We start from the raw sequence: 13,991 nt of genomic DNA, 5'->3' as shown, positions 1-13,991 counted from the left end.
ACCCTGCCCGAAGACCAACCCTCACCCACCGGAGTTCAACACCATGAGCAAGAATCCCGTGACCAACCAATCCCTCGCCGAGCTCGACCCGGAAATCGCCGAGGTCCTGTCACTTGAGCTGGGCCGCCAGCGCGACACCCTGGAAATGATCGCCTCCGAGAACTTTGCGCCCCGCGCGGTGCTCGAGGCCCAGGGCTCGGTGCTGACCAACAAGTACGCCGAGGGTTACCCGGGCCGCCGCTACTACGGCGGCTGCGAGCACGTTGACGTGGCCGAGAACCTGGCCATCGAGCGCGTGAAGTCCCTCTTTGGCGCCAAGTTCGCCAATGTCCAGCCGCACTCCGGCGCCTCCGCCAACGCCGCTGCCCTCTCGGCCATGATCGAACCGGGCGACAAGATCCTGGGCCTGTCCCTGGCCCACGGCGGACACCTGACCCACGGCATGAAGCTGAACTTCTCCGGCAAGCTCTACAAGGTTGCCGCCTACGAGGTCGACCCGGAAACCTTCCGCGTGGACATGGACAAGCTCCGTGCCCAGGCCATCGCCGAGAAGCCGCAGGTCATCATCGCCGGCTGGTCCGCCTACCCGCGCCAGCTCGACTTCGCCGCGTTCCGCGCCATCGCCGACGAGGTCGGCGCAAGGCTCTGGGTGGACATGGCCCACTTCGCCGGGCTCGTGGCCGCGGGCCTGCACCCGAACCCGGTGCCGTTTGCCGACGTGGTCACCTCCACGGTGCACAAGACCCTGGCAGGTCCCCGCTCGGGACTGATCCTCACCAACGACGAGGCGCTGGCCAAGAAGATCAACTCCAACGTCTTCCCGGGCCACCAGGGCGGGCCGCTGATGCACGCGATTGCCGGCAAGGCGGTTGCGTTCAAGATCGCCGCGGGCGAGGAATTCAAGCAGCGCCAGGTCCTCACCCTCGAGGGCGCCAGGCTCCTGGCCGAACGCCTGACCGCCGAGGATGTCACTAAGGCAGGCGTCTCGGTGCTCACCGGCGGCACCGACGTGCACCTGGTCCTGGTCGACCTGCGCAATTCGGAGCTGGACGGCAAGCAGGCCGAGGACCTTTTGCACGAAATCGGCATCACCGTGAACCGCAACTCGGTGCCCTTCGACCCGCGCCCGCCGATGACCACCTCGGGCCTGCGCATCGGCACCCCGGCGCTGGCCACCCGCGGCTTCGACGCGGCCGCCTTCACCGAGGTCGCCGACATCATCGGCATCGCACTGCGTGACGGACAGCAGGCGGACAAGGCGGCCCTGGCCGAACGCGTGAACACCCTGGCCAAGGCCTTCCCGCTCTATGAGGGCCTCGAAGACTGGTAAACGGCCACCGGCCACCCAAGCACCACCCCGCACCATGCGCGCACGGGAACTATTTCTTGAAACGGAGCACCACACATATGACTGCACAGATTCTTGACGGCAAGGCAACGGCAAAGGCCCTCAAGGCCGAACTGACCGAACGCGTGGCCAAACTCGCCGAACGCGGCGTCACCCCCGGCCTGGGCACCATCCTGGTCGGGTCGGACCCGGGCTCCACCTGGTACGTCGGCGGCAAGCACAAGGACTGCGCCGAGGTCGGCATCAAGTCGATCCGCGTGGACCTGCCCGAGGAGACCACCCAGGACGAGCTGCTGGTTAAGGTCCGCGAGCTGAACGAGAACCCGGAATGCACCGGCTACATCGTGCAGCTGCCGCTGCCCAAGCACATCGACCAGGACACCATCCTCGAGGCCATGGACCCGGCCAAGGACGCCGACGGCCTGCACCCGATGAACCTGGGCCGTCTGGTCGCCAACGTCAACCGCCCGATGTCCTCCCCGCTGCCGTGTACCCCCAAGGGCTGCGTGGAGCTGCTGGAGCGCCACGGCATCGAGCTGAACGGCAAGAACGTGCTGGTCGTCGGCCGCGGCGTGACCATCGGGCGCCCGATCGGGCTGCTGCTGACCCGCCGCGACGTCAACGCGACGGTCACCCTGGCCCACACCGGGACCCGCGACCTGGCCGCGCACCTCGCCGAGGCCGACGTGGTCATCGCTGCCGCCGGCCAGCCGCACATGATCAAGGCCAAGGACCTGAAGCCCGGCGCGATCGTGCTGGACGTGGGCGTCTCGCGCGTCAACGACGAGAACGGCAAGGCCGTTGTCACCGGCGACGTGGAGCCGGCGGCCTACGAGGTTGCCTCCTGGATCTCCCCGAACCCGGGCGGCGTGGGTCCGATGACCCGTGCCATGCTTTTGGCCAACGTGGTCGAGTCCGCGGAGCGCGCGGCAGGAATCTAGGCTCCACCCCGTGAGCCGGCCCCGTGCCCGTCCTTGAAGTTCTCAAGGGCGGGCACGGGGCCGGCGTTGTTTTTGGGTTTGCCGGCCGACTGCAAGCCACGAATCTGCCGCCCCGTGGTCGCTGCGTGGTTTTGGGGTGGTCCCGGCCCCACCAGGCGGGGTGGCAGGGTGCGCAGTGGAGTTCGATTTGGGTGCGGCATCCAAGCCCGGGGGTCTCAGTGGAATCGTTCGCGGTGGGCCGCGGCGTGTTTTCACCATCAGCCCAGTGGAACCCCCGGTATCCGCCGGCCTCGGAGACCTTGACGGTGGTGATGGCCCAAGGGTACCGGCGTTGGGGCGCAAGTCAGCCTGCGATGGCCCACGGAAATACCGAGGACGAAGATCGAGTTCCAGCGATCGTTAGAACAGCAAACCGCTACCGTTGGTGCCGGCCGGTTCCCCGACTGACAGCCGCGAGCCTGCTATTCGCCGTGGTGGATCAGCACCGGGCACGAGGCGTGGGCGGCCAGCGAGCTGGAGACCGATCCCATGACCAGGCCCTTGAAGCCGCCGCGGCCGCGAGTGCCCAGCACGACCATTGCGGCATCCTCGGAGGCCTTGAGCAGGTTGGGGGCTGCCGGTCCCACAATGACTTCGCGCTTCAGGTTTTCCGGGATGTCAACGCCGAAGGCCTGCTCGATTGCCTTGTCCAAGTTCTCGTGGGCGTCCTGCTCTGGATCCCACTCGGGGGTGTAGTCCTCCAGGACAAGGCGCGGGAGCCAGGAAGCGAAGGCCACCAGATCATGGCCCATTGCCGAGGCAAGGACCGATGCGTAGCGTAGTGCGTTGACAGACTCAGATGACCCGTCGACGCCGACAACGATCTTGCTGCGCGGAGATTCTTCCATGGTGGTTGACTCATTTCCTCAATAAGGGCGGAGTGCTCGACGAAACCACTCAACGGTACCGCCAGACCTCACTCTACCTCCGCGGATCCTGGCATTCGTGACGTGGCCGTCCTAGCAGTTCTGCGGTTCCAACGGCAACTGCATCGCCCCGTTCGAGCGCAGGGCGAACGGGGCGATCGGAGGCCTTCCGCGGCGTTCCGCAGGCGGCCCGCCGCGCAGTGCCCACGAGGTAGTTGGAACTCCACGTTGACTGACCTGAGGCGGGGACAACGGCCAATAGCCATGGTGAATCAGCACCGGGTACTTGGCATGGGTGACTACCGAGCTGGCTGTCGAGCCACGGTCTCTGCCATCGAATCCGCGCCAGCAAGTCAAAAACTGGTGTGGTGAATGGGCGACTGGCTTGCGGGAATTGGGACGACAGCCATCAATGGTTCCCAACCCTGCGGACACGCATTGTGGAGGACTCTCAGCGGACGTGCAGCGCACCAGGCCTGTATACGGACTGTGGCAGGGTGAAGCGGATGGAGGTCCCTGCTCTCGGCGCGCTATGCAAATCAATAGTCCCGCCGTGCATTTCCACGATGGATTTGGTGATGAGTAGGCCTAGGCCGAGCCCGGGAATGGCGCGTTTTAGGGCTTGGTCGGCACGGAAGAACTTGGTAAATGCTTCGGCCTGCTCGGTGTTGTTCATTCCCATTCCCGTGTCTTGGATCGTACACAGGAGGTCCTCACCCTCGACCCATGCCCGGACGGTGACGGTGCCGCCGTCGGGCGAGTACTTGATGGCGTTGGAGATGAGGTTATCCAGCACCTGTCCGATTCTCCCGGCGTCAACGACGACAGGCATTGGATCCTCGACCGAATTGTGCAAGGTCACCGCATTTGCGGTTGCCGAGGGGGCTGCTGCTGCCAAGCTGTGCGCTACCAGTTGGGCAAAATCGGTGGGAGCGGGGTGAAACATCATTGATTTTGTGGCCAGCAGGTCATTGACAAGATCCAGCAGGCGTTCGGCGTTACGTTCGATGACGGCTAGGGCGTTGGTTACCTCGGTGGGGAGGTCCTGGCCGTCGTCCATGATCAGGCTTGCATAGCCCAGGATGGAGGACAGCGGTGTTCGAAATTCATGGGAGACCCTGGCAACGAAATCATCCTTGGCGGCCAGTGCGGCAAGCATGTCCGTAATATCGTGAAAGGAAATGACAGCGCCGTCGTAGTTGCCATCAGCATCCTTCATGGTACGTGCAGTGGTGGAGAAGGCGCGCGCTCCGTCGCCCGCTCCGACCCAGAGGTCGAAATTGGTGAAGGACTCGCCCGAAACGGCGCGGCGCACGGGGCGTTCCTCGGCCTCCAACGGGGTCACCCTGTCCGAGCCGAAGAGCAAAAGGTCCTTCTCGGCAGGATCCTCCATGTCATCGGGAACGGCAAAGGCGTGGAAGGCCTGTTGGGTGGTGTTCATCAACTGGTCACGGCCCTGGGCATCCACCACCACCACGCCCACAGGGATCGCGTCCAGGACGGCGGAGAGAAGCTGTTCGCGCCGTCGGCTGGCATCCAGCGTGGCGCGCAGCTGGACATCCTTGGCGAGAACGGCCAGTCGCTGGCGGTCCAGGTGCGCTGTCATGCTCACGACGGCGAAGGAAAAGCCGGCCATCATGAAGGGGAAGAGCAGGGGCTTGCTCAGTTGCCCCGCCGTGACCGGCGTGCCGTCAAGGAGCAGCGGGGTCCAGATGATCAACAAGGTTCCCAGCAGGCTGCTGAAAACTGCCGTTTTGCGGGCCAGACCCGAGGCAGAGATCCAAAAGACAGGAAACAACATCAGCAATCCGGCCGAGGTTGCGTATGGCAGGCTGCCCTCGCGGGTAAATCCCACAGCCACAAAATCCAGGTACGGAATGACCAGGAAAGTTGGGTATGGGAGCCTGTCCCAGGGCATCGCGAAGCAGAGGAGAAGGATGACGGCGTGCATCCACAGTCCAGCGGCAAAGATGGGATTGGCGAAAATCTCGGGGAAGACGGCGCCTGCATGGGCCACCATCAAGATCACAGTCAGGCTGAGTGGTGCTTGGGAAAGGACGACCCTAACGCGCAGGGAACGGGCGTGGAAGTTTCGCTGAACTAAATCGGCGGTTCTGGACTGAGTCATGGGACTTCCATCTGTGGCATGCGTCGTGCTCAGAGATCCATGGATCGATCGTGCCGCAACGCGCAAGGGGACACTGCTTGGTGCACCGGACAAATTTCGGGGCAACAGGTAGTAATAATGTCATACCGTTCAAATGAGGGCGGATTTCTGGTGCTCAAAAAACTCATTGTGAACGACGGGTCGCACTCAAATGATCAAGGATCGCTTCGGACGATTCTTGAGTTGCGGTTTTTATCGCGGGTGGCCCAGAGGTTGGTGAATTGATTAAGTCGAGTCCCGGCCAGACGGATTCTGATGTCCGCATCATGGGCACTGGGTCGCGAAACCGCGGGGCGGGCCTCGACATATGCCGCAGGCGTCGGAGCGCATGTCCACAGCATTCCGGGCTTTTCATACCTTTGATTTTCACGAGGTCAGAGTTGGACGTCAATGGCAATAACAGCCCTTGTGGGGGAGATAATAAGAATAGGTGCAACTGGGCACGCCTCGGCGCGCGGCTGTGCGAACATGGGTGGTTTGGGTATTGCCAACCTTGTAAGCGTGCTCGAATCCCTACAGTCTGTCGGGCAGTCGCGGGGGCGACCTACTCCCGCCGGCGTAGCTGTCCCTACGGCCGAGGCCGGATGAGGACGCCGGGCGGCAACGAGTAGTCTCGTCTCATGTTCAACCGACGCCGTCCTCCGCTGGGCATCCTGCCCATGGTCATGGCGGTCGTTCAACTGGTTGGCACCCACATCGCCGCGTGGCGCCAGGGCGCGCCTTTGACGTGGGGCGCGGTGCTCCTGCTGCTGGCCGGCCCCGCCCTGTTGCTCTTGCGCCGCCGCGCCCCCGGGCCCATGGCGGCAGGCATTGGGCTGGTGACGGTCGGCTACGTTGCGGCGGGCTTCCCGTGGGGCCCCTTCCCCTTATCCTTCTCCGTGGGCCTGGTTCTGGCCGTTCTGGCCGGGGCACGCTGGTGGGCCTGGGGCAGTGCCGCGGCGGCCGGGATCACGTTCCTGCTGCTGGCCCTGCAACCCGGGGAAAACACGCGGGTCTTCTTCGTGCTCGTGTGGTTGGTTGTCGTCCTGCTGGCCGGGGAGCTGGGACGCAGCGCCAAGACCCGGCGGGACGAATTCCGCCGCGCCGCCAGTGAGCGGGCCAAACACCAGCGGGATGAGGAACGCCTCGTGCTGGCCAGGGACATCCACGACGTCGTGGCCCACTCGCTGTCCATGATCAACGTGCAGGCCTCCGTGGCGCTGCACCTGGCCAAGAAGGACGGCGAAACGTCCGGAATACTCGAGGCCCTGGAAAACATCAAGTCAGGATCCAAGGAGGCACTCTCCGAGGTCCGCGGGGTGCTTGCGATCCTGCGGCAGGACGCGCCGCGAGTCCCCAGCCAGCGGCTCGAGCAACTGGACGAACTCGTCGAGCGGGTCCGCGGCGCCAACCTGTCCATCTCCTTCACCCCGCCGGTGCTGCCGCCCCCGGAGTGGGTCGACGAACGGGTGGAGAACATCCTCTACCGGGTGGTGCAGGAATCGCTGACCAATGTCGTCAGGCACGCGATGGCCAGCCACGTTGCCGTGGCAGTCGAACTCGATGACGGGCACGCTGCAGTCACGGTGACCGACGACGGGATCGGCATGGGCGCCGGGGACGAGGGAAACGGCATCGGCGGTATGCGTGAGCGCCTGGGCTCCCACGGCGGAACGCTCACGATCACCACGGGCATGCCCGGGGGAGCGGGAAGACCCGGAACCCGGATCGAGGCATGGATCCCGGCACCGAAGGGGCAGCATGCCTGAGACGCGGACACCCCACGACACTGAACTAGGGAGCCCCATGATCGGCGTTCTCATTGTGGACGACCAGTCACTGATCAGGGCTGGATTCTCCGCGCTCCTGAGTGCCGAGGACGACATGCGCGTGCTCGGCCAGGCCTCCAACGGCGTGCAGGCGCTTGCCCAGGCCCGCGCGCTGAACCCAGACATCGTGCTGATGGACATCCGCATGCCCCAGGGTGACGGCATCACAGCCGCGGCAGCCATCGCCGCGGACCCGTCACTGGCCCACACTCGGATCATCATGCTCACCACATTCGAACTCGACGACTACATCCTCGATTCCATCCGGGCCGGCGCCTCCGGATTCCTGGTCAAGGACACCGAGCCCGAGGAACTCATTGCGGCGGTGCGCATCGTCGCCGCCGGGGACTCGCTGCTCTCGCCCTCGGTGACCCGCAAGCTGCTGGCGCAGGTTGCAGCCACCAAGCCGGTTCAGGCACCGAGGCGGCCTGCGGCCCTCGAGGCCCTGACGGAACGCGAGCGCGAGGTCCTGTTGCTCATTGGCACGGGCCAGAGCAATGCCGAAGTTGCGGAGCAGCTTTTCATCACCCCGCTCACGGCCAAGACGCACGTCTCGCGCATCATTGGAAAAATGGGTGTGCGAGACAGGACCGGGCTGGTGGTCATCGCCTACGAAAGCGGTCTGATCACGCCCGGAGCGCAGCCCGCCCCGCAGACACCGCGGAAGAGCCGCGACTAATCCAGGCAGCATCCTCGGCTGCACCAAGCGGAGTACTGCAGGGGCCCAAGGTGTCTCCACCTGGCCGATGCGGAGAAGGAACGCCAGGGAAGAAAGTGGGTACAAGAGGCGAAGAGCCTCGGAACCCGCAATTCACGCTTTGAGGAGCAACCCATCATGACAACCGCGATTCTTCCCGCTCTGGCATCCGTTCAGGCCCACGCCTGGGGTCCGGGGTATGGCCCCGGCTGGTTTTTCCTGATCCCGATCTTCTGGATTCTGCTGATTGGATTCTTCATCTTCTTTAGCCGCCGCATGTACTGGCGCCATCGCGTCCAGGGCGATCCCATGAGTGCCGAGGGCGTGCTGCGCAAGCGCTATGCACGCGGTGAAATAGATGAGACGGAGTATCGGCAACGCCTCGAAGTACTGCGGGCCAACCGCAAATAGGGTTGGCCCGCAACGGCAACCGGGCCGCACCGGGGGTTCACCTCGGGCCCGCAGTGCGGCTCAGCCCGACCCGGTCAACCGTCATGTGACGTGGGAGACAAATGCGCCAAGGGGTATGTATTCAGAATTAGCTGATGACGTCAAGAAGACGCGTAATCACGGGGAGAAAGGGCGATAGTCGCCTTGAAGAGCTGGCTTCATGCCGAGAATTGAATTCAGCAAATTAGTGTCTATGCGCAACGATCAGGTATTTCACATGCATAGCACGTAAGCTCATAAACATAGGAACCGAGATTTTCAGTTCTTACGACTGAAATCGTCGCCCTACTAGCTTATTGGGAGTGACCCTTGAGTAGTATGAGTTCCACTTTGTCCCCCTCGGCCCCGGAGCAACGTGTATCGCGTGGTTCGGCTGGAGCCAACAACTACCGCCACCTGAAGATTCGCGTCCGCGACGCCGGCCTGCTGGGCCGCCGCAAGGGCCACTACCTCGGGCTGGTCAGCGTTCTGGTGCTGCTGCTTGGTGGCGCCGTAACCGGCTTCGTGCTGTTGGGGCACAGTTGGTTCCAGCTGATTGTCGCCGCTGTCATCGGTATCATCCTGACCCAGTTCGCGTTCCTTGCGCACGAGGCCTCGCACCGCCAGATCCTGACATCGGGTCCGGCCAACGACAGGATCGGTCGCTTTCTGGCCAACTTCGTGGTCGGCATCAGCTACCAGTGGTGGATGAACAAGCACAACAAGCACCACGCCATGCCCAACACGGTGGGCAAGGATCCGGATATCGAGTGGGACACCATTTCGTTCCAGACCGAAGACGCCCAGAAGCAGAAGGGGTTCCTGAAATGGATCACCGAGCGCCAGGGCTACTTGTTCTTCCCGTTGCTGACCCTTGAGGGCTTCAACCTGCACATGCGTTCCATGATCTACTTGTTCACCGGCGACCGGGTCAAGGACCGCCGACGCGAGATCATCTCCATCATCGTGCGGCTGACCTTGTACGTGGCGGCCATTTACATCTTCCTGCCGGTTGGCATCGGCTCGGCGTTCCTGGGCGTGCAGCTCGCGGTCTTCGGTGTGTACATGGGTGCATCGTTTGCCCCCAACCACAAGGGCATGCCGCTGATCCCCAAGGAATCGCGCATTGACTTCTTCTCCCGCCAGGTGCTGACCAGCCGCAACGTCATGGCCCGCACGGCATTCGGCAACCGCGTCCTTTCACACGTCTTCGGCGGCTTGAACTACCAGGTCGAGCACCACCTGTTCCCGTCGATGCCCCGCGCCAACCTAGCGGGCGTGGCCGCGATCGTGCGCGAATACTGCCACGAGCTCAAGGTCCCCTACACGGTCACCTCGGTCTCCCAGTCCTATGCCCAGGTCATCACGTACCTGAACAAGGTCGGACTCTCGGCGCGCGACCCGTTTGACTGCCCGATGGTCGGCGAGTTCCGCCCCTACAAGTAGGCAGATCCTTACATCGTCGACCAATCACTCGGCTTGGCGGCTCTAACTAAATAATTCGCATTGCCCCTAGACCCGATGGATCGGCTCCGGGGGCAATGTTTTTTCGTGCGCAAACCCAAGGGGGGAAGGGTTTGTTGCAAATATGACGCGATGAAAATTTTAGGTGAGACACTTCACATGGACGGAGTTGGGAATGGCCGGTCGGCACCCCGCAACCTTCGTTTGCTGCAAAAAATGGTCTGTGATTAGGGTGAATTCGAGTCCGGAAATTCTGAGCGAATTCCGCGCACTGAAAGGCATTTTTGGGCATTCGTGCGTGACGCATGGCGGCCATGGCACGGCTAACTTATTTGCCACCCATTTTGTTTGGTGAATTAGGTAAGTCATACCTAAGATATGTGAGCGGTCCCACTCAAAACCCCCCCCGGGACCTCGGAAACTTCACTCCCACTAGAAAGCGCCGACTCATGACGATTCGAAAAAGCGTGATGACTGGCCTCGCCGTCATTGCCACCGCGGCCCTCGGCCTGACCGCATGCTCCGCCAATGCTCCGGCCCCCGGAACCGCGGACTCGGGAGAAATCACGGTCTACAACGCACAGCACGAAAGCCTCGCCCAGGAATGGGTTGACGCCTTCACCGCCGAGACCGGCATCAAGGTCACCATTCGCAACGGCTCTGACACCGAAATGTCCAACCAGATCATCCAGGAAGGCGAAGCCTCCCCCGCGGATGTCTTCCTAACCGAGAACTCTCCTGCAATGGCGCAGGTTGAGAACGCCGGTCTCTTCGCCGACATCGACAAGGCGACCCTTGACCAGGTGCCGGTCGAATTCCGTCCTTCCACCAACAAGTGGACCGGCATTGCTGCACGCTCGACAGTGTTCGTCTACGACCCGAAGAAGATCAGCGCAGACAAGCTGCCCAAGTCCATGCTGGATCTGGCCAAGCCGGAGTGGAAGGGCAAGTGGGCAGCTTCGCCGACCGGAGCCGATTTCCAGGCAATCGTTGCCGCACTGCTGGAACTCGAAGGTGAGGTAGCCACGGCCGAGTGGCTCGCAGGCATGAAGGAAAACTTCACCGCCTACAAGGGCAACTCCACGGCCATGAAGGCAGTGAACGCCGGAGAAATCGACGGCGCGCTGATCTACCACTACTACTACTATGGCGACCAGGCGAAGACCGGCGAGAACTCGAAGAATGTCACCTCGCACTATTTCAAGAACCAGGACCCGGGAGCATTCGTCTCGGTCTCCGGTGGTGGTGTCCTCGCATCGTCCAAGCACGCGGCCCAGGCACAGGAATTCCTGAAGTTCGTTACCGGCAAGGCCGGCCAGGAAATCCTGAAGACCGGAACGTCGTTTGAATATGCAGTCGGTTCCGAGGTGGCCTCGAATGAGAAGCTGGTACCCCTGAAGGAGCTGCAGGCTCCGACGGTTGACCCGGCCAAGCTCAACTCGGCCAAGGTCACCGAACTGATGAACAAGGCAGGACTGCTGTAGCCACATGAGCAAGACCCAGTTGGTTCCGGACACCAAGCGGGATCCGAGAATGACGGGCGGGGGCAAAGCGCCCCGCCCGCCATTGGGCGTTTCGGCGCTCGCGCTTTTGGCAACCCTCATCGCCCTGTTCTCCCTGGTCCCGCTGGGCTACGTCATTTACATGACGATTGCCACCGGCTGGGACACCGTCCTGGAACTGGTCATCCGCCCGAGGGTGGGCGAACTGCTGCTCAACACCATTTTGCTGGTCCTTGTCACGGTGCCGCTGTGCCTGGTGCTGGGAGTGGGCGGCGCCTGGTTGGTCGAACGCACGAACCTGCGCGGGCACCGCTGGTGGGCGCTGGCCCTTGCCGCGCCGCTGGCGATCCCGGCGTTCGTCAACAGCTATGCGTGGGCCTCGACGGTTCCCTCACTCGCCGGCCTAGGGGCCGGAACCCTGATTGCCACGCTGTCCTACTTTCCGCTGGTGTACATCCCCGTTGCGGCGACCATGGGGCGGCTGGACCCGGCCATTGAGCAGTCCGCTGCCTCCTTGGGCCTGGGGCCCTGGGCCGTGTTCTTTCGCGTGGTGCTGCCGCAGCTGCGCATTGCCATGGCCGGCGGCGCCCTGCTGGTGGCCCTGCATCTGCTTTCCGAATACGGCGCCTTCGCGATGATCCGTTTCGACACCTTCACCACGGCCATCATGGTCCAGTTCCAGTCGGCTTTCAGCGGCGCCGCGGGAAACATGCTTGCCAGCGTGCTGGTCCTGCTGTGCATGCTGCTCCTGCTGGGCGAGGCCAAGGTGCGCGGAAACGCGCGGTACTCCCGCGTCGGGTTTGGCGCCCAGGGGCTCGCGTTCCGCCTGCGCCTGGGACGTTATGAAATCGCCTCCCAGCTGGCCCTGTTGTCTCTCTTCGTCCTGTCAGTTGGCGTGCCCCTGTACTCCGTGGTTCGCTGGCTCATTGCAGGGGGAGCGGAGATCTGGGATCCGACCGAATTCTTCCCTGCCCTCTTCCAGACCATGGGCTACGGCCTTGGCGGGGCAGTGGCGACCGTCGTGGTCGCCTTCCCCCTGGCCTTCCTGGCGGTGCGCCACGCCAACTGGTTCAGCAAGCTGTTGGAACTGTCCAACTACATCACCAGCTCCATGCCCGGGATCGTGGTTGGCCTGGCGTTTGTCACCGTGGCCATTCGTGTGGTCCCCGGAATCTACCAAAGCGCGTATGTGCTGCTCGCCGCCTATGTGCTCCTGTTCATTCCGCGCGCACTGGTGAACCTGCGGGCCGGGCTCGCCCAGTCGCCGCGGGAACTCGAGGAGGCGGCCCGATCGCTGGGACGTTCCCCCGCCATGGCCTTCTGCCGTGTCACCCTGAGGCTAACCGCACCGGCGGCGGCAGGCGGGGCGGCGCTGGTCTTCCTGGCAATCGTCAACGAATTGACCGCCACCCTGCTGTTGGCACCCAATGGCACCCGCACGCTCGCCACGGCATTTTGGGCCAAGAGCAGCGAAATCGACTACGCGGGTGCAGCACCCTATGCCTTGCTGATGATCCTCATTTCCGTACCCATGACCTACCTGCTGTTCCAACAGTCAAAGAAAGCGGCCGGACAGTGACCACCTCTGCACCCCCGACACTCGCGTCCCACGGACTCGTGCCTGCCGTCAAGTTCCTGCGCACCATCGACCTGGTCAAGAGCTTCGGTTCCAAGGAAGTCCTCAAGGGAGTCGACCTCTCCGTCGTTGAAGGCGGGACCGCGGCCATTGTCGGCCCCTCGGGATCGGGCAAGACCACCCTGCTGCGCTTGATCGCGGGCTTCGAGAACCCCGACAGCGGGACGATCGAGTTGAACAGCCGCATGGTTGCCGGGGACGCCTGGATCCCGGCGCACAAGCGGGAAATCGGATACGTGGCCCAGGACGGGGCACTCTTCCCGCATCTGAGCGTTGCCCAGAATATTGCATTCGGGCTGGACCGTGCCTGGAATCCGGCCGGACGCCGGGCCAACGCCCGGCGCGTGGCCGAATTGCTGGACATGGTTTCGCTGGAGGCCTCCATGGGGGATCGCCGACCGCACGAGATCTCCGGCGGCCAGCAGCAGCGCGTGGCCCTTGCCCGCGCCCTGGCCCGCAAGCCGAAACTGATGTTGCTGGACGAGCCGTTCTCGGCCCTGGACGCGGGGCTGCGCGTTGCCACGCGCAAGGCCGTGGCAGACGTGCTGCATGCCGCGGAAATCACCACGATCCTGGTGACCCACGACCAGAGCGAGGCGCTGTCCTTTGCCGACCAGGTCGCGGTCATGCGCGGCGGGACGCTGGCCCAGACCGGAACGCCGTTCTCCGTCTACACCCGCCCTGTGGACCCGGACACCGCGGAGTTCCTGGGCGACGCAGTCATGCTTGAAGCCCAGCTCCAGGGTTCCCTGGCGATGTGTTCCCTCGGTGGCATCCCGGTGCGCCATGCAACCCTCCAGGGCCGGGTGCGCCTGATGCTGCGCCCCGAGCAAATCCGCATCACGGCAGACGGGCCAATCAGGGGAGTGGTTGTCGACACCGTGTTCTTCGGTCCGGAGACCACGGTGCGGATCAGGCTCTCGCCGGTGCCCGGGCTGGCCGGCGGTGGAGAGATCATCACCATCCGCCACTGGAACGCCTCGATGGCACGCCCCGGCATGGAACTGAACCTGCGCGTCATTGGCGAGGGAGTCGCGTTCCCGGCCTAAGCCCATGCGACTCAACGACTAAATGGCCGGTGTCCGCCTCCCCTG

At 63.5% G+C, this 13,991-nt stretch carries 11 protein-coding genes; 9 read left to right on the top strand and 2 right to left on the bottom strand.

Features of this window, described 5'->3' with window-relative positions:
* Positions 1-43 precede the first annotated feature (43 nt).
* Together glyA and AC6CHY_RS08565 are read left to right on the top strand one after the other, a co-directional pair.
* Entirely contained in the window at positions 44-1,330 is a 1,287-nt protein-coding gene (gene glyA / locus AC6CHY_RS08570; protein WP_217388575.1) for a serine hydroxymethyltransferase, read from the top strand.
* Positions 1,331-1,407: 77 nt separating this feature from the next.
* The gene (locus AC6CHY_RS08565) at positions 1,408-2,289 is read left to right on the top strand and encodes a bifunctional methylenetetrahydrofolate dehydrogenase/methenyltetrahydrofolate cyclohydrolase (protein ID WP_217388576.1); all 882 of its coding nucleotides are present in this window, start codon (positions 1,408-1,410) and stop codon (positions 2,287-2,289) included.
* Between the two features lie 461 nt (positions 2,290-2,750).
* Here the strand turns inward: AC6CHY_RS08565 and AC6CHY_RS08560 are convergent, their stop codons facing one another.
* Both AC6CHY_RS08560 and AC6CHY_RS08555 read right to left on the bottom strand, forming a co-directional pair.
* Positions 2,751-3,176 carry a universal stress protein gene (locus AC6CHY_RS08560; protein ID WP_217388577.1) on the bottom strand — a complete coding sequence of 142 codons (426 nt, stop codon included), beginning with the start codon at positions 3,174-3,176 and terminating at the stop codon, positions 2,751-2,753.
* Between the two features lie 469 nt (positions 3,177-3,645).
* Positions 3,646-5,322: a sensor histidine kinase gene (locus AC6CHY_RS08555; RefSeq protein ID WP_498226503.1), complete on the bottom strand. Its 1,677-nt coding sequence runs from the start codon at positions 5,320-5,322 to the stop codon at positions 3,646-3,648.
* A 659-nt stretch (positions 5,323-5,981) separates the two neighbouring features.
* Between AC6CHY_RS08555 and AC6CHY_RS08550 the strand changes: the two genes are divergently transcribed.
* The 7 genes from AC6CHY_RS08550 to AC6CHY_RS08520 all read left to right on the top strand — a co-directional run bounded on the left by AC6CHY_RS08550 (position 5,982) and on the right by AC6CHY_RS08520 (position 13,946).
* The gene (locus AC6CHY_RS08550; protein ID WP_498226502.1) at positions 5,982-7,109 is read left to right on the top strand and encodes a sensor histidine kinase; all 1,128 of its coding nucleotides are present in this window, start codon (positions 5,982-5,984) and stop codon (positions 7,107-7,109) included.
* 37 nt (positions 7,110-7,146) lie between these two features.
* Positions 7,147-7,848 (top strand): response regulator, encoded by a 702-nt coding sequence (locus AC6CHY_RS08545; RefSeq protein WP_217388580.1) that lies wholly within the window; start codon positions 7,147-7,149, stop codon positions 7,846-7,848.
* 156 nt (positions 7,849-8,004) lie between these two features.
* A complete protein-coding gene (locus tag AC6CHY_RS08540) occupies positions 8,005-8,277 on the top strand; it encodes an SHOCT domain-containing protein (protein WP_498226501.1) in 273 nt (90 codons plus the stop codon).
* 357 nt (positions 8,278-8,634) lie between these two features.
* Positions 8,635-9,741 carry a fatty acid desaturase family protein gene (locus tag AC6CHY_RS08535; RefSeq protein ID WP_254455965.1) on the top strand — a complete coding sequence of 369 codons (1,107 nt, stop codon included), beginning with the start codon at positions 8,635-8,637 and terminating at the stop codon, positions 9,739-9,741.
* 467 nt (positions 9,742-10,208) lie between these two features.
* Positions 10,209-11,243: an iron ABC transporter substrate-binding protein gene (locus AC6CHY_RS08530; RefSeq protein WP_498226500.1), complete on the top strand. Its 1,035-nt coding sequence runs from the start codon at positions 10,209-10,211 to the stop codon at positions 11,241-11,243.
* Positions 11,244-11,292: 49 nt separating this feature from the next.
* Positions 11,293-12,840 carry an ABC transporter permease gene (locus AC6CHY_RS08525; protein WP_254456014.1) on the top strand — a complete coding sequence of 516 codons (1,548 nt, stop codon included), beginning with the start codon at positions 11,293-11,295 and terminating at the stop codon, positions 12,838-12,840.
* 38 nt (positions 12,841-12,878) lie between these two features.
* Positions 12,879-13,946 (top strand): ABC transporter ATP-binding protein, encoded by a 1,068-nt coding sequence (locus AC6CHY_RS08520; RefSeq protein WP_498226620.1) that lies wholly within the window; start codon positions 12,879-12,881, stop codon positions 13,944-13,946.
* Positions 13,947-13,991: the final 45 nt, after the last annotated feature.

The sequence above is a fragment of the Paeniglutamicibacter sp. GQ140 genome, assembly GCF_059759235.1.
Note: the sequence above shows the minus strand (reverse complement) of the source record. Positions and strands in the feature narration are given on the sequence as shown.

Coding starts and splice junctions, on each gene's coding strand:
- AC6CHY_RS08525 (WP_254456014.1), top strand. CDS start 11,293: ATGACGGGCGGGGGCAAAGCGCCCCGCCCGCCATTGGGCGTTTCGGCG.
- AC6CHY_RS08555 (WP_498226503.1), bottom strand. CDS start 5,322: ATGACTCAGTCCAGAACCGCCGATTTAGTTCAGCGAAACTTCCACGCC.
- AC6CHY_RS08545 (WP_217388580.1), top strand. CDS start 7,147: ATGATCGGCGTTCTCATTGTGGACGACCAGTCACTGATCAGGGCTGGA.
- AC6CHY_RS08530 (WP_498226500.1), top strand. CDS start 10,209: ATGACGATTCGAAAAAGCGTGATGACTGGCCTCGCCGTCATTGCCACC.
- glyA (WP_217388575.1), top strand. CDS start 44: ATGAGCAAGAATCCCGTGACCAACCAATCCCTCGCCGAGCTCGACCCG.
- AC6CHY_RS08535 (WP_254455965.1), top strand. CDS start 8,635: ATGAGTTCCACTTTGTCCCCCTCGGCCCCGGAGCAACGTGTATCGCGT.
- AC6CHY_RS08550 (WP_498226502.1), top strand. CDS start 5,982: ATGTTCAACCGACGCCGTCCTCCGCTGGGCATCCTGCCCATGGTCATG.
- AC6CHY_RS08560 (WP_217388577.1), bottom strand. CDS start 3,176: ATGGAAGAATCTCCGCGCAGCAAGATCGTTGTCGGCGTCGACGGGTCA.
- AC6CHY_RS08565 (WP_217388576.1), top strand. CDS start 1,408: ATGACTGCACAGATTCTTGACGGCAAGGCAACGGCAAAGGCCCTCAAG.
- AC6CHY_RS08540 (WP_498226501.1), top strand. CDS start 8,005: ATGACAACCGCGATTCTTCCCGCTCTGGCATCCGTTCAGGCCCACGCC.